Origin of the sequence: Pseudomonas lundensis, from assembly GCF_015377145.2 — a bacterium.
In the GTDB taxonomy this organism is placed as follows: Bacteria; Pseudomonadota; Gammaproteobacteria; order Pseudomonadales; family Pseudomonadaceae; genus Aquipseudomonas; species Aquipseudomonas lundensis.
Map to the genome: position 1 here is coordinate 3,402,330 of NZ_CP062158.2, position 17,214 is coordinate 3,419,543.

Sequence of the window (17,214 nt, forward strand, 5' to 3'; positions counted from 1 at the left end):
ATGGACAAGAACACGAAGATCCTAATCCCGGAAATCCCCGGCGAATGGACGCAGCGCCTGCGCTCGGGGAAAACAAACATCTGGAATGAAGCTCGACACGGCAAGCCGCATGCCAACGGTTTGCCAGAGGTTCGGCTTGATCCCCCAGAAGTAGGGCTGTACGCCGAGCGAATCGATGGCGCCTGGTACTGGGTATCTGGTTGCGCAAAGTGCAACGGAAGTGGTGAGAAATACAGCTACTCGGTGTGCGACAAGCATAACGTCTGCCGCCTATGCAGTACTCACCGCTCTAAGCTAACGGAAACACCGTGGGGCCACCCTGAAGGCTTCACCTGCAAGCCTTGCCAAGACGCAGTAGACGCCGTTGCGAAGGCAGCAGCGCTGGCCAAGGTCGCCGAGAGCGACTATGACGAGTGGGATTATCGCAATCTGGACGAATGCAAATGCCCGCACTGCGCCACCGTGATCCACATTGAAACCGAGGACTACGGCGACAAGAACATGGAGTGCGATACCTGCGACGGTTTATTCGAGCTGACAATCGAGTACTCGGTTACCTTCACCACGAAAGTGATAGGCGAGCGCATAACAGCCTGACCAGCCCTCACCTATTGCGAGGAGCTCATCATAGAGGCAATTCTCTAGCCTTACAAAACTCGATCAGTCCGATGTCATTGATCACGACTGGAGAGATTCCACCTCCAAACTTCGGGCGCCATATCGCTCTTATTTCCACTTGCTTAGAAAACTCGGGCTCCTTAATCAGGGCCGGATGAACACCCCAGTCCCGTCCATTCCAATCCTCATTCCGCTGCATATACTGAACCATTGATATAGCTAAAAGCTGTACAGGTACGTGGGAATTTAAAGTGCTAGTTAAGCGCTGATAGAACCCTTCCAGATCGGCAATTTCAACGCAGGAGTCCGCACCTTCAAATTGATCCAAGACTCCCTTTGAATAATCGGCCGACACGCAATGGACGAAGCAATCGGGATGATCAAAGCTTTGGATCATCTGAATATTTTGAAGTACCACGTCCGTTGAGTTACCTAAATCAATGACGTTGAACCGCTTCAAAGCTTCGAGGTGAATACTTCCTACATCCTTTTCAGTGGCATAAGGGATGTGATGCGAAACACTTTTGGTTCCCTCGTTGGCATCTGCAATCCCTCGCTTGTGCTCGATTCTTCTGAAGTCGTGAAGCGTCCCAATTCGAATATTTCCAAGAGCAAGAAGAGCGTCATTGTGTTTCTGACCTGAGTATCTAAACGCGAAAGCCATTGCCACTCCTTTTACCGGCTCCATGCCGGGCCGAACACAAATACCCCACTTCAACAAATCACGCCAGCTCAGGCGAGCATCAGGCGAAAGCGGCACAAATCAAAGCCAAGGCACCGCCCCGGCCCACTCAGCAAGACGAATCAGCAACTGACTCAATAGCTCGGTCAGGACGTGGTACATCAGGTCTGCAATAAGTCGCTTCATTTGGCAATGCCTCGGTTTGGTTTGAGACATTGAGCCACTGCCCCTGCATCCAATTCCTCTTGGGCTTTTTCCACGATCTCACTACCTCCCGGGCATGGCCCGGCAAGGACTCCCAATGCCTACAGAACACAAAACTATGGGACAACTGCGCCTAGACCGAATCATCGCTGCGAACGAATTCATCAGGGTTATTTCTAATTGCGGCCGGTGCTTCTTTCGTAACACGGGCGCAGGGCACGATGCGTACATAACCCTCAACGCTCGCCGCAACATCGTCTGGCTATTTGACGACTACACCGGTGCCCGCATCAACGTTCTTAAGGAAAGTCGCTGGGATGGCTTCTCGCACGGAGGCACCCTAAAAAGCCTGGTCGGATCCATCGGTGCGTTCGTACTCAGCGGGAAGACGATGCGCTATGGATATTTCCAGCCAACCATGGATAAGGGTTTCGAGAATCCTTGGGGCTATGGCGACGACATCTTAATTGTTCGCGATGAAGGCGTTCGCCTTGGGCTGATCCAAAAGCCGGATGTCCAGCAGGAGGCAGCATGACCGCCCTACGCCGAACAGTCAGGCTGCGCGGTGCTCCCATGCGGCCGCTGGACTTGAACGTCATGTGCGACCAATGCAACAGGTCACGCGCCCATGGCAACCACACCAAATGCAGCAAATTGCGCCAAGCCGAAGCGGTTGAGCGTCGCTTGCCGAATAATTAATTCAACCTAACTGGCTATCAATGAATCTATTCGCTGCCCCTACCGCTTCGGCTAAAGAGCTTTGATAATCAGGCCATTTCCCACCCAATTCGGCAGCGGTGATGCCGAAACCAGACACATCGCTCGCATCGACAATATGTACAGCCGCAGGAACGCTATCGTTGGGCTTCATCCAATAGAATTTCAAATAAACAGTGTGACCCCTGTATCGATGCGTCAACGACATCTGTTTTTCGTATTGCACGAAACAATACTCCAGTTTGACCAAGTAGTTACATCGAGTAGGCCTACTTTAGGTCTCATCCACAAATACGCAACATCAAAGCCAAATTCCATAGATTAGCCGCTGCAGCGGCGAGGACGAAGTCATGCCTGAAGAAACTGTATTGATTCAACCGTGAGCTGTTGTACGCGACGCTGACGGATGGTGGAGCCATCCTGACTTACCTGATTTCGACGAGGACTACGCAGCATTCAAAGCGTGGATTGCGGAGCAGCGCTTGGAGTTGCAACAGTGGCACATGGAAGCTGATATGGAGGGCCATCATCCGTATGACGACGGCGCGTGTCACTGCCTAGGCTGGTCACCGACAGCACCCGCGCATGAGTGGTTTTTGCTTGGGATCTTCGATAGTGAAGACGGCCCTTGCGTGAGCTGGGCACGCCGAGTGGCAACGCTATGACCGCCGCCGCCAAAATTCTCGACCCGTGCTGTGGCAGCCGAATGTTTTGGTTCGACAAGAGTGACCAGCGCGCCCTCTTCGGCGATATTCGCGACGAGCAGAACGTTCTGTGTGATGGCCGCGTGTTGAACGTAGAGCCCAACGTCATCATGGACTTTCGCACCCTACCCTTCGCTGACGGCGCATTTAAGTTGGTGGTATTCGATCCGCCGCACCTGACCCGCGCCGGGCGTGATAGCTGGCTGCGTGCCAAGTACGGCCTGCTCACCGATGACTGGCGCGACGACTTGTCGAAGGGTTTTGCGGAATGCTTTCGCGTGTTGGCCACCGATGGCACGTTAATTTTCAAGTGGAACGAAACCCAGGTCAAAGTGAGCGAAATACTTGCACTCACTGATCATCAGCCACTCTTCGGCCATAAGTCCGGTAAGCGTGTGAACACGCACTGGATGACGTTTATGAAGCGCTAAACCTTCTGCTTCAAGCCCAACCCCCACTCCAAAAACTATCCAGCCGTAACCGGCATGGCGAGGTATTTCTATGTCTGCAATTCTTCAGCGCTTCCACCAAGTCGCCAATGACGCGCTCGTTAAGGTCAGCGAGCACTGCCTGCCCGGAGCCAAGATCGCACTTGTGATCTATACCCCAGGCAAACCCGAGGAAGACATCGTTCTCAAGGATCAAGGGCTTGATGACAATGAAGTAGTAAGCTCCTTACGCCGACGCGGCCTGAGCATCGATGGTGATAACGCCTATAAGCGTGACCTGTGTGACTCAATCATCGGTGCCCTCGCCTTTGGCGCTCAGAAAACGAACCCGCCGCCGACGAATCACTGGGGTCAGCGATTCTGGGATATTGGCCGGGAGGAGCGCGCCAACAGCGAGCAATTGCTGAAAGCACTGACGGCGCTTACCCAGGTAGCAAGCGAATGCGAGCAGATAGCCAGCAACTACAGCGGGACTATCGACGGGATCTTCGAGCACGGCGGTGACGATCACGAAGACCCGAGCTGCGCGATCTTCCACCGCCTGTACTACGCCTTGTTCGACGCGCGCGCCGCGATCAAGAAAGCCATCAGCTGACCCACTTCCTGCCGCTCAGCGCGGCAATACCCACCTTCAAGCCCCATTCAGCCCGCCCCACTTCGGCAGGCAAGGATTTTCTATGCCCTCAGTTCAAGCTCTCGGCACGAAACAGCTCTGTTTGTTCCTGCTGATCGTCACGCTTTACCTGATCGCCAGCGTTGCATGGTTCTGCCTGGCTATCCCTCCGCTAACCGATAACGGCTCTGACGCTCACCTGGTAGGCGCATTCGCTGGTACCGCGCTTTGGATTGTGTCCGGGTATTCGATTGTCATTTACGTGATTCGCAGTGCCTAAACACAGGGAATTTATTGATGCAGCCCATGGATAGCCACCCAAAAGGCGCCATGTTTTTGCCCCTGCCCGCAGGCACGCAGCGATTGCTGTGCCCTTGCCTTCAAGAACATGCCGCCGATTCAGCGCGACGCAAGCGCAGTCATTGCGCGGTGCGCTGACTTCAAGCGGCAGCAATAACCCCACCCTCCGAATTTCAACGCACCAGCCGTAACCGGCATGGCGAGGTATCTCTATGAACACTCAAAACACCCAACCAACCGAACTGATCGCGCTGCCCGAGGTGATCAAGATTACCGGCTTCAAGACCACGAAGATCTACGACATGGTGAATAAAGGCGCCTTCCCGAAAAAGGTGCACCTCGGCACGCGCTCAGTGCGCTGGGTTAAAGCCGAGGTATTGCAATGGGCCAATGATCAAATGGCGGCACGTGAGCACCGCGCTTAATCGGCGGCCTCGGCCGCATCGAGAAAGTCAGCCCACTCCTGCATCATCACTCTCCGCTGTTCCACGTACTCCGCATGGTTGTACGTCTTGCGCACCTTGTTATCCCCCGCGTGGGACAGCTGAGCCTCGATCCAATCCTCTTTGTATCCCATCTCATTTAAGGCCGTTGAAAGCGTGGCGCGTATTCCGTGCCCGGTCAGTCGGCCTTCATATCCCATTTTTTTGATCGCGCTATTTACCGTGTTCTCGCTCATCGGTGTGTTCGGGTGATTCCTCCCGGGCAACAACAACCGACAGTGCTCACCGGTCATGCCTTTCAATGCACGCACCACCTCTACCGCCTGCCGCGACAGTGGCACCAGATACGGCGGTATTACATCCCCCTCTGTTCTAACCCGGCTGCGCAACTGCTTAACGTTGTCAGCCGGCACTGTCCACAGTGCGGCGTCCAGATCGAACTGATCTGGTGTTGCCGCTCTCAGCTCACCCGTGCGAACGCCTGTCAGCAGCAATAACCTGATCGCATGCATAGTGAATACCGAACCTTTGAAATTGCGCAGGTCCAGCAGGAACGGTTTGAGTTCCGAGCGTTTCAGGAAAGGGTTGTGTTTCGCTGGCGGCTGCACGGCGGCAACAATATCGATATCTGCCGCAGGGTTGGTCTCGATCAGACCCTGCGCTATGGCGTAGCGAAAAATCTGATTCAGCCAAGTGCGGCACTTCTCAGCCACATTCAGCGCGCCACGCTTTTCAACGCGATGTACTGCCGCTAGTACATCGGCACGCTTGATTTGGCCGATGGGGATTTTGCCCAGCATCGGTATCAGGTCTTTGTCCAAATACCTACGCGATTGCGCCGCGCCCCCCTTCACGGCAGCCACCAGGCGCGGAGACTTGAAGTCGTACCATTTGTTGGCCACAACTTCGAAGGTGTTCTCGACCTCGGCACCAGCAGCGTGTCGGGCCTGCTTGCGCTCTAGCCGCGGATCAATGCCTTTTGCAACGAGCGCACGCGCCTGATCCCGCAGTTCACGGGCTTCACGGAGGGTAATTTCGGGATATGTGCCAAGAGAGATGCGCGGTTGTTTGCCGTGCCAGCTAAATCGAAAGTGCCAGGACTTCTTGCCGTTGGCAGCCACGAACAGCGAAAGGCCGTCGAGATCACTCAGAGTAAAGTCTTTGTCACGGGGCTTGGCTTGCCTGACAGCGGTGTCAGTGAGGGGCATTAGTACATCACCATAGTGCTCGAATTACCGATGGACTGGCTAATGTACTAAAAATGTTGGGAAGGTGGCGAAAGAAAGCGAAACGCCACAAAAGAAAAAACCCGCTCAAGGCGGGTTATTTCAAGGGTTTCGCGAAAGTCAGCGAGACTGTGCGAAACCATGTTTGGTGCGGACGGAGAGACTCGAACTCTCACACCTTGCGGCGCTGGAACCTAAATCCAGTGTGTCTACCAATTCCACCACATCCGCATTTCAAACTTTTGAAGCAAAGACGCCAGATTATTAATCTGGCGTCTTTCTAAATATGGGGTGGACGAAGGGGATCGAACCCTCGACAACGGGAGTCACAATCCCGTGCTCTACCAACTGAGCTACGCCCACCATATTGCCTGTACTGCCTACTTGTGCCAAAGCTGCCTAATGGCGCACCCGGCAGGACTCGAACCTGCGACCATCCGCTTAGAAGGCGGATGCTCTATCCAGCTGAGCTACGGGCGCCTTATTAATCTGTACTCTGTGACGACTACAAACTAAGTGCTTTCAGTATCACCAAGCTAGACATCAACTTCGCTCTACCTTCTTAACCAGTGCTAGGCTGTGCCCGACAAGTGCGACGAATGTTATAGGTGAGTCGGTAGGTCGTCAACTCTTTTTTAAAAAAAGTTTAGAAATATAAAGGGGTTAGGGGATTAAGCAGACCAAGCGCCTTTGCCCTCACGCCATGGCATGCGAGAATGCACGCCCTTTTTCCACCCTTTTCGATGGTTAATCACGCGTAATGACTGCACAACTAATCGACGGCAAAGCGATCGCCGCCAGCCTGCGCCAGCAGATTGCCAAACGTGTTGCCGAGCGTCACGAGCAAGGCCTGCGCACTCCTGGTCTGGCAGTGATTCTGGTCGGCAGCGATCCTGCCTCCCAGGTTTATGTTTCGCACAAGCGTAAAGACTGCGAAGAGGTAGGCTTTCTTTCACAAGCCTATGACTTGCCTTCCGATACCAAACAGCAAGACCTGACCGACTTGATCGACCGCCTCAATGACGATGCGAACATCGACGGCATTCTGCTGCAATTACCGCTGCCAGAGCATTTGGACGCTTCCAAACTGTTGGAGCGCATCCGCCCTGACAAAGACGTAGACGGTTTCCACCCCTACAACGTCGGGCGCCTGGCACAACGCATCCCGCTCCTGCGCCCTTGCACCCCGAAAGGCATCATGACCCTGCTGGAAAGCACAGGCCAAAACCTGTACGGAATGGATGCCGTCGTCGTTGGCGCCTCCAACATTGTGGGGCGTCCAATGGCCATGGAGTTGCTGCTGGCAGGCTGCACCGTGACCGTCACCCACCGTTTCACTAAAGATCTGGCTGGCCATGTCGGCCGCGCCGACCTCGTGGTGGTGGCCGCTGGCAAACCGGGCCTGGTCAAAGGTGAGTGGATCAAGGAAGGCGCCATCGTGATTGACGTCGGGATTAACCGTCAGGCGGATGGCAAGCTAGTGGGTGACGTGGTTTACGAGACCGCCCTGCCCCGCGCAGGCTGGATCACCCCCGTTCCGGGCGGCGTAGGCCCGATGACGCGTGCCTGCCTGCTTGAGAACACGCTGTACGCCGCCGAGACGTTGCACGGCTAAGCGCTCAATCCATTGAGGCCAACGGCACCTTCGGGTGCCGTTTTTGTTGGCGATAACTTTCCAGACAAACAAAAGCCCGCACGAAGCGGGCTTTTGTTGGTACGGCGATTAACTAGTCAGCCAGACGCCAGGTGGTTGCGCCCTTCCCGTCTTCGAGCACAATCCCCATTTCGGTCAATTGATCACGAATACGATCGGATTCGGCCCAGTCTTTTGCCGCACGTGCCGCCAAACGCGCCGCGATCAGAGCTTCTACCTGCGCAGCGTCGACCTTGCCTTCAGCGCCTGCCTGCAAGAAATCGTCTGCCTCAAGCTGCAAAACGCCCAGCACATCCGCCAACTGCTTGAGACGAGCCGCCAAGCCAGCCGCCGCCTGAAGATCAGTTTCACGCAGGCGATTGATTTCACGGACCATCTCAAACAAGACCGCACACGCTTCCGGCGTACCGAAATCGTCATTCATCACCTGAGTAAAACGCTCTACAAACGCTTCACCACCCACTGGCTCAGCCTTTGGCAAGCCTTTGAGCGCATGGTAGAAACGTTCAAGCGCTGCTTTCGCGTCCTTCAGGTTGTCTTCCGAATAGTTGATCGAGCTGCGGTAATGGCTGGACACCAACAAATAGCGCACCACTTCCGGATGATATTTCTCCAGCACGTCACGAATGGTGAAGAAGTTGTTCAAGGATTTGGACATCTTCTCGCCATTGATGCGAATCATCCCGCAGTGCATCCAGGCATTGGCGTAGGTCTTGCCCGTCGCCGCCTCACTCTGGGCGATTTCGTTTTCATGGTGCGGAAACTCAAGATCACTGCCGCCACCGTGAATATCGAACGTCTCGCCCAGGCAGCAGGTAGACATGACCGAACATTCAATATGCCACCCCGGACGACCCGGCCCCCACGGCGATTCCCAGCTAGGCTCGCCGGGCTTGACGCCTTTCCACAGCACGAAATCCAGCGGATCGTCCTTGGCTTCATCAACTTCGATGCGCGCACCGATACGCAGGTCTTCGATCTTTTTACGCGACAACTTGCCGTAGCCCATAAATTTGGCCACGCGGTAGTACACGTCACCATTGCCCGGCGCGTAAGCAAACCCCTTGTCTATCAAGGTCTGGATCATCGCGTGCATGCCGGCAATGTGGTCCGTGGCACGCGGCTCCATGTCCGGTTTGCGGATATTGAGCCGCGCTTCATCTTCATGCATCGCGGCGATCATGCGCTCGGTCAACGCCGTGAAGGACTCATTATTTTGGACCGCGCGATTGATGATCTTGTCGTCGATATCCGTAATGTTGCGTACGTAGGTCAAGTCATACCCACTGAAGCGCAACCAGCGGGTAATCAGGTCGAAAGCAACCATGCTGCGACCATGACCCAGATGGCAATAGTCATAGACCGTCATGCCGCACACGTACATGCGCACGTTGTTGCCGTCCAGCGGCTTGAAGACTTCTTTGCTCTTGGTGAGCGTGTTGTAGATCGTTAGCACGACGACTTCCTTAAAACTGACTCACTGACCCCAAGAATCGCGCAGGGTCACGGTGCGGTTGAATACCGGACGACCCGGTTTCGAGTCCTTGATATCCGCGCAGAAGTAACCTTCGCGCTCGAACTGGAAACGGTCTTCAGGCTGTGCATTCCCCAAAGAAGGTTCAGCACGACAACCGGTCAGGACCTGCAGCGAGCCAGGGTTGATGTTTTCGAGGAAACCCGCACCGTCTTCAGCCTTTTCAGGATTCGGCGAACGGAACAGACGATCATAAAGACGCACTTCACATTCAACGCTGGCCGCAGCCGGCACCCAGTGCACAACTCCTTTGACCTTGCGACCTTCCGGGTTTTTACCCAAGGTTTGCGGGTCGTAGGAACAACGCAACTCGACGATATTGCCCTCGGCATCCTTGATTGCTTCATCCGCGCGAATGACATAACTGCCACGCAGCCGCACTTCGCCCGCAGGCTCAAGCCGCTTGTAACCTTTTGGCGGCTCTTCCATGAAGTCATCCCGGTCGATATAGATTTCGCGCGCGAACGGCAGCACGCGCACACCCATGTCTTCTTTTGGATGGCAAGGCAGCTCAAGGTTTTCAACCTGACCTTCCGGGTAGTTGGTGATCACAACCTTCAACGGACGCAAGACGCACATGGCACGCGGCGCGCTTCGATCCAGATCGTCGCGGATGCTGAACTCCAGCATGCCGAAATCGACTACACCGTCGGAACGGTTGGTGCCGACCATGTCGCAGAAGTTACGGATCGACTTGGGGGTATAACCACGACGGCGGAATCCCGACAGCGTGGACATGCGCGGGTCGTCCCAACCGTTGACGTGCTTCTCATCAACCAACTGCTTGAGCTTGCGCTTGCTGGTGATGGTGTAGTTCAGATTCAGGCGCGAGAACTCGTACTGACGAGGCTTGCTCGGCACCGGCAGATTGTCGAGGAACCACTCATACAGAGGACGGTGACCTTCAAATTCGAGGGTGCAGATCGAATGAGTAATCCCTTCGATGGCATCAGACTGCCCATGGGTGAAGTCATAGTTGGGGTAGATGCACCACTTATCGCCCGTCTGATGGTGATGAGCATGACGAATGCGATACAGAATCGGGTCGCGCAGGTTCATGTTCGGCGAGGCCATGTCAATTTTGGCACGCAACACACGCTTGCCATCTTCGAACTCACCCGCCTTCATGCGGGCAAACAGGTCGAGGTTTTCCTCTACGCCGCGGTCACGAAACGGGCTGTTTTTGCCAGGCTCGGTCAGGCTGCCGCGGTACTCTTTGGCCTGTTCAGGCGTCAAGTCGCAGACGTAGGCCTTGCCCTCTTTAATGAGGTAAACCGCCCACTCGTGCAACTGGTCGAAATACTGAGAGGCATAGCGCACTTCGCCGGACCATTGAAAGCCCAGCCATTTGACATCGCTTTCAATGGCGTCAATGTATTCCTGGTCTTCCTTGGCCGGGTTGGTGTCGTCAAAACGCAAGTGCGTGACGCCACCAAACTCTTCAGCCAGCCCGAAGTTCACGCAAATCGATTTGGCGTGACCAATGTGCAGGTAACCGTTGGGCTCGGGCGGGAAACGGGTCACGATCTGTTTGCATTTACCCGAGTCAAGGTCAGCCTGAACGATTGGACGCAGGAAATTGGCCGGGACAGCTGGGCCAGCCTTTGGATTCAGAGTGGGGTCGACAGTGGGCTTGCTCATAGGATCCTTGAACATAACGAGTGCGCGGCCTGGGTCGGCCGACTAAATCAAAGCGCCTATCATAGCCGATGCTGTCAAGCCACTGACAGAGCAGGCGCTCAATCAAAGCATTTGAAATCGCCGCTTTTAGTACCCATATCGTAAAAACCGCATCGAAATGCCGCGCGAGCACGCTAAACTCCGCCCCGCGGCTGTTTCTACCCAGCCAGCTCAGGGGTTGGGGCGACCCATACCGCCTCCGGGCCCGACGAATTCTCTGATAGAGCGATAACACCATGTCAAAAGTAAAACTGACCACCAACCACGGCGACATCGTGCTGCAACTGAACGCTGAAAAAGCGCCGATCACGGTTGCCAACTTCATCGAATACGTAAAAGCCGGCCACTACGAAAACACCGTTTTTCACCGTGTCATCGGCAACTTCATGATCCAGGGCGGCGGTTTTGAGCCGGGCATGAAAGAAAAGAAAGACAAGCGTCCCAGCATCCAGAACGAAGCCGACAACGGCCTGCCGAACAAGAAGTATTCGGTAGCCATGGCCCGCACCATGGAGCCGCATTCTGCTTCTGCTCAATTCTTCATCAACGTGGCTGACAACAGCTTCCTGAACCACAGCGGCAAGACCGTTCAGGGCTGGGGCTACGCAGTGTTTGGCGAAGTCGTTGAAGGTCAGGACATTGTCGACAAGATCAAAGCTGTCGCAACCACTTCCAAAGCTGGCCACCAGGATGTACCTGCAGACGACGTGATCATCGAGAAAGCCGAGATCGTTGAGTGATACTGCTGATTTCAGATTTGCATCTGGAAGAGGAGCGCCCGGACATTACCCGGGCGTTTCTGAATTTCCTGACCGGGCGCGCGCGCTCGGCTCAGGCGCTGTACATCTTGGGCGACTTTTTTGAAGCCTGGATCGGCGACGATGCAATGACGCCCTACCAGCGCTCGATCTGTGACGCACTGCGCGCCCTGAGCGATGGCGGTACTGATGTGTTTCTCATGCACGGCAACCGTGACTTTTTATTGGGCCGGGCCTTTTGTAAAGCGGCCGGCTGCACCCTGCTGAAAGACCCAAGCGTCGTGGACTTTTACGGCGAACCCGTGCTCCTGATGCACGGCGACAGTCTGTGTACCCGCGACGAAGCCTACATGCGCTTACGACGCTACCTGCGCAACCCGGTAACACTGTGGGTGTTGCGTCACTTGCCAGTAAGCACCCGCCACACACTCGCGCGTAAATTGCGCAGCGAAAGCCGCGCCCAGACCCGCATGAAAGCCAACGACATTGTCGACGTGACCCCTGAAGAGGTTCCGCGGATCATGACGCAGTTCGGCGTCCACACCTTGATCCACGGCCACACACATCGACCGGCGATTCATAAATTGCAGATTGGTGAGCAGGCCGCCAAGCGGATTGTGCTCGGCGACTGGGACCGTCAAGGCTGGGTGTTGCAAGTGGATGAGCAAGGCATGCAACTCACGCCGTTCGACTTTCAGCTGACATTGCCAGCTGCCACGCACCCCTGAACCACCCGAGCCTCGCCGACAGAGCACTGACCGGCGTCGCCAAAGGCCAAGACCCAGTACGTCGCGGCCTTCGGCTATCCCCGCCTCATCCCTGCTAAAAGTGTCTCAATGCCCGCTGGCCGCTGGCCCCGCCTTGGCAGCAAAGGGTGGTTTGGCCAGCCATACGATCAAAATCAAGCCCATGAACATCCAGCCCATCATCGTGAAGTAATCCACGGTCGACAGCATGTACGCCTGGCTGGTCAGGATTTGATCCATCTGAGCGTAGGCCTTGGTACTGGCACCCCCCAGATTTTCGAGGGTATGCCGGGTAATTGGATCGTACGTACTGATGCTTTCACTCATGTAGGCATGATGCTGATCCGCCCGGCGAATCCAGATCCACGTGGTCAATGAGGCCGCGAAACTGCCGCCCAATGTACGCAAGAATGTAGCCAGCCCGGCCCCGTCGGCAATTTGATGTGGGGGCAAATCCGACATCAAAATGCTCAACGTCGGCATAAAGAACAGCGCCACGCCAATCCCCATAAACAGTTGCACCATTGCGATGTGCTGGAAATCCACTTCATTGGTGAATTCGGCGCGCATAAAGCAGCTCAGGCCAATCGCCAGGAAGGCCAGCCCCGCCAACAGTCGCAGGTCAAATTTATGCGCGTACTTGCCCACGAACGGAGACATCACCACCGGCAAGATGCCGATAGGTGCAACGGCCAGACCGGCCCAAGTGGCCGTGTAACCCATTTGGGTTTGCAGCCATTGCGGCAGAATCAAGTTGATACCGAAGAAGCCGGCATACCCCAATACCAGTACCAGCGTTCCGATACGGAAGTTGCGATGGGCGAACAGGCGCAGGTTGACGATCGGGTGTTTGTCAGTCATTTCCCAAATGACGAAGGCCGCCAGTGCAACCACTGACAGCGCGGTACCCATCAGGATGAAGCTGGATTCGAACCAGTCCAGATCATTGCCTTTATCGAGCACAATTTGCAGGGCGCCCACCCCGATGATCAGCGTGATCAACCCCACATAGTCCATGGGCTGGCGGGTGATAACCACGGGGCGCGCTTTCAACTGCTGGCGCACGACCATGACCGCGAATATTCCGATCGGAATATTAATGAAGAAAATCCATGGCCAACTGTAACTGTCCGTAATCCAGCCACCCAAAATCGGCCCGGCAATGGGCGCCACCACCGTGACCATCGCCAGCAATGCCAATGCCATCCCCCGTTTTGCGGGTGGATACACAGCAATCAACAGGGTCTGAGTCATCGGGTACAAAGGCCCCGCGACCAAGCCCTGCAGGACCCGAAAGCCCACCAGTTCAGGCATCGACGTGGAAATTCCGCACAAAAATGAAGCCAGCACGAACAAAATCGTCGCCCATAAAAACAGCTTCACTTCACCGAAGCGGCGGCTCAGCCAGCCGGTCAATGGCAATGCAATCGCGTTGCTGACCGCAAAAGAAGTGATGACCCACGTCCCCTGCTCCGAACTCACCCCCAAGTTGCCGGAAATGGTGGGCAGCGCGACGTTGGCAATGGTGGTATCGAGCACTTGCATAAAAGTGGCCAACGACAGGCCAATGGTGGCAAGCAGCAGGCTGGGCGGCGTAAAAGACGCGTTTGTACTCATCGCAAATCCTTTAAAACAGAGAGCGCAACCCCGCCGTAGCGACGGGGTCAGTGGATTGGCGAATCAACGCGCAGCGGCGGCATTGCTCACGGCGGCACTGTTACGGTCAATCAGGCGCGCGATCAAGGCTTCAGCATCGGCCAATTGTTTTTCATACACATTGGTCGTGAAGGTGGCTTTTTGCGGTGGCTGTTGCGCCAGCACCGGGCCACTCTGGTCATGCAAGTTCACCTCCACCACGGTCGACAAACCCACCCGCAACGGGTGCTGCGCCAATTGGTCGGCATTGATATGAATACGAACCGGTACCCGCTGGACAATTTTGATCCAGTTGCCAGTCGCGTTTTGCGCTGGCAACAACGCGAACGCGCTGCCTGTACCGGCGCCGATACTGTCGATGGAGCCGCTGTATTTCACATCGCTGCCGTAAATGTCCGATTCGATCTCAACCGGCTGGCCGATACGCATGTTATGCAGCTGGGTTTCCTTGAAGTTGGCATCAATCCATAACTGATTCAGCGGGATAACGGCCATCAGCGCCGTGCCCGGCTGGACACGCTGACCCAGCTGAACCGTGCGTTTCGCCACATAACCGGTCACTGGGGCAATCAGGGTGGTGCGCGCATGCTCCAGGTACGCCTGACGCAATTGCGCGGCGGCCGCGAGTACATCGGGATGGTTAGCGACGGCGGTGTTATCCACCAATGCCGTGGTGGTATTTAACTGTTGTTCGGCATTGCGCAAGGCACTTTGTGCCGATGCCAGATCGTCCCGCGCATGGGACAGCTCTTCCTGCGAAATGGCGCCGCCCGCAGCCAGACTTTTACGACGGCTGTAGTTGTCCTGAGCCTTTTGCACTTCGGATTTTTGCGCAGCCACTTGAGCCTTCATGCCGTTCACATTGCTGAACAAACCACGCACCTGACGCACCGTACGCGCCAGATTGGCTTCAGCACTTTGCAGCCCGACTTGCGCATCGCTCGGGTCAAAATTGAGCAATACCTGACCTTCGTGAACCAGATCGCCATCATCGGCGCCAATGCTCACCACCGTACCTGTCACCAGAGGCGTGATTTCAACCACGTTGCCATTGACGTAAGCGTCGTCAGTGCTTTCACTCCAGCGGCCGTACAGTTCGTGCCAGGCCCAAACGCCTACGATACCGAGCACGACCAGCAGCGCGAGGGCACCCAGCCAGAGTTTGCGTTTACGCGAGCCACCCGCGTTTTCGTTGTGTTGCGTTTCATTCGGTGTTTGCACAGAGGCCATGACCATTACCTGAAATTATTCTGCCAGCGAGGCTTGGGAGGGAACGGCCAACGCCGTGTGAGCGGGCTCGAAGCCGCCGCCCAAGGCCTGCATCAATTGAATCGAGAGATCGATCTGTTGCGCGTTCAAATCAGCCAATTGGCGCTGAGCCTGAAGCAGTTGCTGTTCAATGCTGAGCACGTCCAGGTAGTTACCGACCCCCGAACCATAACGCTGCAACACCGTGTCGTAGGAGTCCTGCGCGATATCGGCGGCACGCTGTTGAGCCATAATCTGACGGCCCGTGGCCCCCAATTGCCCGAGGGTATCGCTGACTTCGCCAAGGGCGCCCACGACTGTTTTGTTGTATTGCGCCACCGCCAGATCGTAATTGGCGTCCTCCGCATCCAGCCCGGCGCGTAAACGCCCGCCATCAAAAATCGGCAGCGTCAACGCTGGCGCAATATTGAAGAAGCGGCTTGCCGACCCGAACAACGCATCCCCTAGCAACGACTGAGTACCCGCTGCGGCCGTTAAATTCAGGTTGGGGTAGAAGCGGGTCTTGGCCGCAGCAATGTTTTTACTCGCCGCTTCCACGCGCCAGCGCGCCGCGACTACGTCCGGCCGACGCCCCAGCAAGTCCGCAGGCAATGTACTGGGCAATGCCACGGCGCCCGGAGCCAACCTATCGGGCCGGGTGATTTCCTGACCCCGATCCGGCCCCTTGCCAAGCAATACCGCGAGCGCTATACGCGCCGAATTGAGCTGTTTCTCGGCGTCAATCAGTTGCTCTTGGGCGCTAGCCTCAAGGCTTTCGGTTTGTTGAAACTGATAATGGCTGTCGATGCCTGAAGCCAAACGACGTTTGCTCAGGTCCAGCATTTTTCGCGTGCGTTGCAGATCCTCTTGCGACAGATCTCGCACTTGGAAGGCATGTCCCAAATTGCTGTAGGCACGCGCCACATCGCCCGCCAGCGTAAGACGCGCGGCCTGGCCGTCCACTTCAGCTGCACGGGCTTCGCCCAATGCGGCTTCCCACGCAGCGCGCTGACCGCCCCACAAGTCAAAGGTGTAATTGAAGGTCAGATTAAGGTCACGCTCGGTGCTGTAACGTCCACCCTGCCCGCTTGGATCGTGTGATCGAGACAGGCGCGAGCGCGTGACATCCCCGTTCGCATCCAGCGTGGGCATCCGCGCCGCGTTCGCTGAACGGGCAGCAGCCGTGGCTTGATGGGTGCGGGCGCTGGCCACTTGCATGTCCGGGCTGTCACGCAAGGCCTGCGCAACCAGGCTGTTAAGTTGCTGATCGCCCAACCGCGTCCACCATTCCTTTTCGGGCCAGGCGGCGGGGGTGACGCTGACGTTTTTGAAGGAGTGACCGGCCTTCAAGTGTTGGGCATCAAGGCTGATGCCCTGGGGGTTCAGCCCGTGGTAATTGGCACAGCCAGCCAACACCATTGACGCAAATACCAGGCTCAAGCCCGTACGCAAGGTTTTGTCGCTCATTTTCCACCCAGGCGCTGCACCGTGATCGTGTCACCGGCGGCGAGCAGTATTTTTTTCAGGATATGTTCAAGACTTTGCAGTTCTTGCGGGGTTATCGCGCCAGCCAACTGGTTCATGGCAGCGGCACCGATGGTCGGGAGTTGATCGGCCAGCCCTTGCCCCTCCTCTGTAAGCACTAACCGCACCTGACGCCTGTCGGCCTCGGAGCGCTGACGCACCAACAGATTTTTTTGCTCAAGACGGTCGAGCATGCGGGTCATCGAACCGCTGTCGATGCACAAGTGTCGACACAGCTCGGCCGGGGTGTCCACCTCGAACTGCGCCATGATGATCAGCACTTTGAACTGCGCAGCCGTGATGCCATACGGCTCCATGTGCGTATCAATAATGCGGTCCTTGAGCAACGCCGCACGACCCAAGAGCAAACCCAGGGTGCAATTTTGGAAGTTATCGGGGGAAAAGTGCTTCATCGGCCACCAGGAAGCTGCTTAAGCAGTAATGTTTCAAAATATTAC

19 protein-coding genes and 3 tRNA genes are annotated in these 17,214 nt (G+C 56.0%); 10 read left to right on the plus strand and 12 right to left on the minus strand.

Annotated features, from left to right (window positions below; all coding sequences use genetic code 11):
• Entirely contained in the window at positions 1–597 is a 597-nt protein-coding gene (locus IF654_RS15980) for a hypothetical protein (RefSeq protein ID WP_194862236.1), read from the plus strand.
• 28 nt (positions 598–625) lie between these two features.
• Here the strand turns inward: IF654_RS15980 and IF654_RS15985 are convergent, their stop codons facing one another.
• Complete coding sequence (locus IF654_RS15985) at positions 626–1,282, minus strand: hypothetical protein (protein ID WP_194862235.1); 657 nt, start codon at positions 1,280–1,282, stop codon at positions 626–628.
• Between the two features lie 319 nt (positions 1,283–1,601).
• Here IF654_RS15985 and IF654_RS15990 point away from each other — a divergent pair, with 319 nt between their 5' ends.
• Entirely contained in the window at positions 1,602–2,039 is a 438-nt protein-coding gene (locus IF654_RS15990) for a hypothetical protein (protein WP_194862234.1), read from the plus strand.
• On the plus strand, positions 2,036–2,203 hold the full coding sequence (locus IF654_RS15995; protein ID WP_194862233.1) for a hypothetical protein: 168 nt from the start codon (positions 2,036–2,038) through the stop codon (positions 2,201–2,203). Before IF654_RS15990 ends, IF654_RS15995 begins: the two co-directional genes overlap by 4 nt.
• Position 2,204: 1 nt before the next feature.
• Here the strand turns inward: IF654_RS15995 and IF654_RS16000 are convergent, their stop codons facing one another.
• A complete protein-coding gene (locus IF654_RS16000) occupies positions 2,205–2,447 on the minus strand; it encodes a hypothetical protein (protein ID WP_230683718.1) in 243 nt (80 codons plus the stop codon).
• A 435-nt stretch (positions 2,448–2,882) separates the two neighbouring features.
• On the opposite strand from IF654_RS16000, the gene IF654_RS16005 reads away from it, so the two are divergent.
• The 4 genes from IF654_RS16005 to IF654_RS16020 all read left to right on the plus strand — a co-directional run bounded on the left by IF654_RS16005 (position 2,883) and on the right by IF654_RS16020 (position 4,712).
• A complete protein-coding gene (locus tag IF654_RS16005; RefSeq protein ID WP_194862232.1) occupies positions 2,883–3,356 on the plus strand; it encodes a class I SAM-dependent methyltransferase in 474 nt (157 codons plus the stop codon).
• 70 nt (positions 3,357–3,426) lie between these two features.
• Positions 3,427–3,969: a hypothetical protein gene (locus IF654_RS16010; protein ID WP_230683719.1), complete on the plus strand. Its 543-nt coding sequence runs from the start codon at positions 3,427–3,429 to the stop codon at positions 3,967–3,969.
• An 82-nt stretch (positions 3,970–4,051) separates the two neighbouring features.
• Positions 4,052–4,267, plus strand: coding sequence for a hypothetical protein (locus IF654_RS16015; protein ID WP_169835959.1), 216 nt, complete (start codon positions 4,052–4,054; stop codon positions 4,265–4,267).
• Between the two features lie 232 nt (positions 4,268–4,499).
• On the plus strand, positions 4,500–4,712 hold the full coding sequence (locus tag IF654_RS16020) for a helix-turn-helix transcriptional regulator (protein WP_047276666.1): 213 nt from the start codon (positions 4,500–4,502) through the stop codon (positions 4,710–4,712).
• Here IF654_RS16020 and IF654_RS16025 read toward each other — a convergent pair.
• The 4 genes from IF654_RS16025 to IF654_RS16040 all read right to left on the minus strand — a co-directional run bounded on the left by IF654_RS16025 (position 4,709) and on the right by IF654_RS16040 (position 6,436).
• Positions 4,709–5,938, minus strand: coding sequence for a tyrosine-type recombinase/integrase (locus IF654_RS16025; protein ID WP_047295305.1), 1,230 nt, complete (start codon positions 5,936–5,938; stop codon positions 4,709–4,711). The genes IF654_RS16020 and IF654_RS16025 overlap by 4 nt on opposite strands.
• A gap of 164 nt (positions 5,939–6,102) precedes the next feature.
• Positions 6,103–6,187 (minus strand) — tRNA-Leu (locus tag IF654_RS16030).
• A gap of 56 nt (positions 6,188–6,243) precedes the next feature.
• A tRNA-His gene (locus IF654_RS16035) sits at positions 6,244–6,319 on the minus strand.
• A gap of 40 nt (positions 6,320–6,359) precedes the next feature.
• Positions 6,360–6,436: transfer RNA gene (locus IF654_RS16040), tRNA-Arg, on the minus strand.
• Positions 6,437–6,716: 280 nt separating this feature from the next.
• Between IF654_RS16040 and folD the strand changes: the two genes are divergently transcribed.
• Entirely contained in the window at positions 6,717–7,571 is an 855-nt protein-coding gene (folD, locus tag IF654_RS16045; RefSeq protein ID WP_047276671.1) for a bifunctional methylenetetrahydrofolate dehydrogenase/methenyltetrahydrofolate cyclohydrolase FolD, read from the plus strand.
• 112 nt (positions 7,572–7,683) lie between these two features.
• Here the strand turns inward: folD and cysS are convergent, their stop codons facing one another.
• Complete coding sequence (gene cysS, locus IF654_RS16050) at positions 7,684–9,066, minus strand: cysteine--tRNA ligase (RefSeq protein WP_194862231.1); 1,383 nt, start codon at positions 9,064–9,066, stop codon at positions 7,684–7,686.
• A 21-nt stretch (positions 9,067–9,087) separates the two neighbouring features.
• Positions 9,088–10,785, minus strand: a complete 1,698-nt coding sequence (locus IF654_RS16055; protein WP_047277965.1) for a glutamine--tRNA ligase/YqeY domain fusion protein — start codon at positions 10,783–10,785, stop codon at positions 9,088–9,090.
• 275 nt (positions 10,786–11,060) lie between these two features.
• Here IF654_RS16055 and IF654_RS16060 point away from each other — a divergent pair, with 275 nt between their 5' ends.
• Together IF654_RS16060 and lpxH are read left to right on the plus strand one after the other, a co-directional pair.
• Entirely contained in the window at positions 11,061–11,564 is a 504-nt protein-coding gene (locus tag IF654_RS16060) for a peptidylprolyl isomerase (protein ID WP_047276676.1), read from the plus strand.
• The gene (lpxH, locus tag IF654_RS16065) at positions 11,561–12,310 is read left to right on the plus strand and encodes a UDP-2,3-diacylglucosamine diphosphatase (protein WP_047276678.1); all 750 of its coding nucleotides are present in this window, start codon (positions 11,561–11,563) and stop codon (positions 12,308–12,310) included. Before IF654_RS16060 ends, lpxH begins: the two co-directional genes overlap by 4 nt.
• 105 nt (positions 12,311–12,415) lie before the next feature.
• Here lpxH and IF654_RS16070 read toward each other — a convergent pair whose 3' ends face one another.
• From IF654_RS16070 to IF654_RS16085, 4 genes are all read right to left on the minus strand, one after another.
• Positions 12,416–13,945, minus strand: coding sequence for a DHA2 family efflux MFS transporter permease subunit (locus IF654_RS16070; protein ID WP_047277971.1), 1,530 nt, complete (start codon positions 13,943–13,945; stop codon positions 12,416–12,418).
• A gap of 63 nt (positions 13,946–14,008) precedes the next feature.
• Positions 14,009–15,214 carry an HlyD/EmrA/EmrK family protein gene (locus IF654_RS16075; protein WP_083333362.1) on the minus strand — a complete coding sequence of 402 codons (1,206 nt, stop codon included), beginning with the start codon at positions 15,212–15,214 and terminating at the stop codon, positions 14,009–14,011.
• A 15-nt stretch (positions 15,215–15,229) separates the two neighbouring features.
• Positions 15,230–16,699, minus strand: a complete 1,470-nt coding sequence (locus IF654_RS16080; RefSeq protein ID WP_194862230.1) for an efflux transporter outer membrane subunit — start codon at positions 16,697–16,699, stop codon at positions 15,230–15,232.
• A complete protein-coding gene (locus IF654_RS16085) occupies positions 16,696–17,169 on the minus strand; it encodes a MarR family winged helix-turn-helix transcriptional regulator (RefSeq protein WP_047276687.1) in 474 nt (157 codons plus the stop codon). Before IF654_RS16085 ends, IF654_RS16080 begins: the two co-directional genes overlap by 4 nt.
• Positions 17,170–17,214: the final 45 nt, after the last annotated feature.

Coding starts and splice junctions, on each gene's coding strand:
- IF654_RS15995 (WP_194862233.1), top strand. CDS start 2,036: ATGACCGCCCTACGCCGAACAGTCAGGCTGCGCGGTGCTCCCATGCGG.
- IF654_RS16015 (WP_169835959.1), top strand. CDS start 4,052: ATGCCCTCAGTTCAAGCTCTCGGCACGAAACAGCTCTGTTTGTTCCTG.
- IF654_RS16075 (WP_083333362.1), bottom strand. CDS start 15,214: ATGGCCTCTGTGCAAACACCGAATGAAACGCAACACAACGAAAACGCG.
- IF654_RS16085 (WP_047276687.1), bottom strand. CDS start 17,169: ATGAAGCACTTTTCCCCCGATAACTTCCAAAATTGCACCCTGGGTTTG.
- IF654_RS16055 (WP_047277965.1), bottom strand. CDS start 10,785: ATGAGCAAGCCCACTGTCGACCCCACTCTGAATCCAAAGGCTGGCCCA.
- IF654_RS15990 (WP_194862234.1), top strand. CDS start 1,602: ATGCCTACAGAACACAAAACTATGGGACAACTGCGCCTAGACCGAATC.
- IF654_RS16070 (WP_047277971.1), bottom strand. CDS start 13,945: ATGAGTACAAACGCGTCTTTTACGCCGCCCAGCCTGCTGCTTGCCACC.
- IF654_RS16005 (WP_194862232.1), top strand. CDS start 2,883: ATGACCGCCGCCGCCAAAATTCTCGACCCGTGCTGTGGCAGCCGAATG.
- IF654_RS16020 (WP_047276666.1), top strand. CDS start 4,500: ATGAACACTCAAAACACCCAACCAACCGAACTGATCGCGCTGCCCGAG.
- IF654_RS16060 (WP_047276676.1), top strand. CDS start 11,061: ATGTCAAAAGTAAAACTGACCACCAACCACGGCGACATCGTGCTGCAA.
- IF654_RS16080 (WP_194862230.1), bottom strand. CDS start 16,699: ATGAGCGACAAAACCTTGCGTACGGGCTTGAGCCTGGTATTTGCGTCA.
- IF654_RS15980 (WP_194862236.1), top strand. CDS start 1: ATGGACAAGAACACGAAGATCCTAATCCCGGAAATCCCCGGCGAATGG.
- IF654_RS16025 (WP_047295305.1), bottom strand. CDS start 5,938: ATGCCCCTCACTGACACCGCTGTCAGGCAAGCCAAGCCCCGTGACAAA.
- folD (WP_047276671.1), top strand. CDS start 6,717: ATGACTGCACAACTAATCGACGGCAAAGCGATCGCCGCCAGCCTGCGC.
- IF654_RS16010 (WP_230683719.1), top strand. CDS start 3,427: ATGTCTGCAATTCTTCAGCGCTTCCACCAAGTCGCCAATGACGCGCTC.
- IF654_RS15985 (WP_194862235.1), bottom strand. CDS start 1,282: ATGGCTTTCGCGTTTAGATACTCAGGTCAGAAACACAATGACGCTCTT.